The organism is Actinoplanes palleronii (assembly GCF_016862315.1).
In the GTDB taxonomy this organism is placed as follows: Bacteria; Actinomycetota; Actinomycetes; order Mycobacteriales; family Micromonosporaceae; genus Actinoplanes; species Actinoplanes palleronii.
The window spans coordinates 1-1,338 of the sequence record NZ_BOMS01000223.1; the positions used below are offsets into that span (position 1 = coordinate 1).

Genomic DNA, 1,338 nt, shown 5'->3' on the forward strand with positions numbered 1-1,338 from the left:
CTGTGAGGATCATGGGGTGCTGTTCCGGGTCGTGGTTTGACTCGCCTGAGAACTGACGTCGATGTCTTGTGCTGGATCTGTCGACCATGGTTCGGAACGGTGTGTGTGATCCCGGACCGGTGCCGCGTGTCCTGATAGGGGCCTTGCCGCAAACAAGGGCGCCGTCACAGTTCTGACCGCTGCGACCGGTCCGGGGTTGGCCGTCCTCGTGTGCCCCTCGAACAGGAAACAGCGAACATGACCTCTGCCAGCATGCCCGATCTGCTCTGCGGGCAGCAGCCCGACCTGCCCGAAGATCTCGTGATCGGGGTCGACACCCACCGTGACGCCAACGTCGTGGTGGCGTTGTCGGTCACCGGCCGGGTCCTGGGTGACGCGTCGTTCCCGACCACTACGGGCGGCTACCAGCAGTTACTGGCCTGGGCTCGCGCCCACGGCACCCTGCGACGCGCCGGTCTCGAGGGCACCAACTCCTACGGCGCGGGCCTGAACCGCTACCTGCGCGGGCAGGACATCGCGATCATCGAGGTCAACTTCCCGGACAAGGCCACCCGCCGGCGCCGCGGTAAGAACGATGTCATCGACGCCGAACACGCCGCCCGGGCCGTGCTGGCCGGCACCGCCACCGCGGTCGCGAAAACCGTCGACGGCCCGGTCGAGGCCCTACGACTGCTCAAACTCGCCAAGAACTCCGCGGTCAAGGCCCGCACCCAGGCCCTCAACCAACTCAAAGCGGTCCTGGTCACCGCCGACGCGACCTTACGCGACAGCCTGCACGGACTCGGCCCGAAAACCCTGCTGCGCCGGTGCGCGGCGCTGACCGCCGGCACCGACCTGACCCACACCACGAACGCGGCCGTCTACACCCTGCGCAGCCTGGCCGTCCGGATCCTCACCCTCAGCACCGAGATCGACGAACTCACCGCGCAGCTGCACACGATCATCGACGCCCACCGCCCGCAACTGCTGCAACGCCTGGGCGTCGGCCCCGACAACGCCGCGACCCTGCTGATCACCGCGGGTGACAACCCCGGACGGCTGCGCCACGAAGCCGCGTTCGCCGCGCTCTGCGGCGCCAGCCCCGTCGAGGTGTCCTCCGGGCGCACCGACCGCCACCGCCTCAACTACGGCGGCGACCGGCAAGCCAACGCCGCGCTCTACCGCATCGTCCTGACCCGGCTACGCCACGACCCCGCCACCCGCGCCTACCGCGACCGCCGCAGAACCGAGGGAAAGACACCCCGCGAAATCATCCGCTGCCTAAAACGCTACATAGCACGCGAAATCTACGGTTTCCTACTCCCCGCAACCCCTTGACGAACATAGGAGCATCCAGCC

The 1,338-nt window shown here is 68.0% G+C and carries 1 protein-coding gene; it reads left to right on the top strand.

Annotated elements, in window-relative coordinates; translation table 11 throughout:
* Positions 1–252: 252 nt before the first annotated feature.
* Positions 253–1,317: an IS110 family RNA-guided transposase gene (locus Apa02nite_RS50710; protein WP_203831577.1), complete on the top strand. Its 1,065-nt coding sequence runs from the start codon at positions 253–255 to the stop codon at positions 1,315–1,317.
* Positions 1,318–1,338 lie beyond the last annotated feature (21 nt).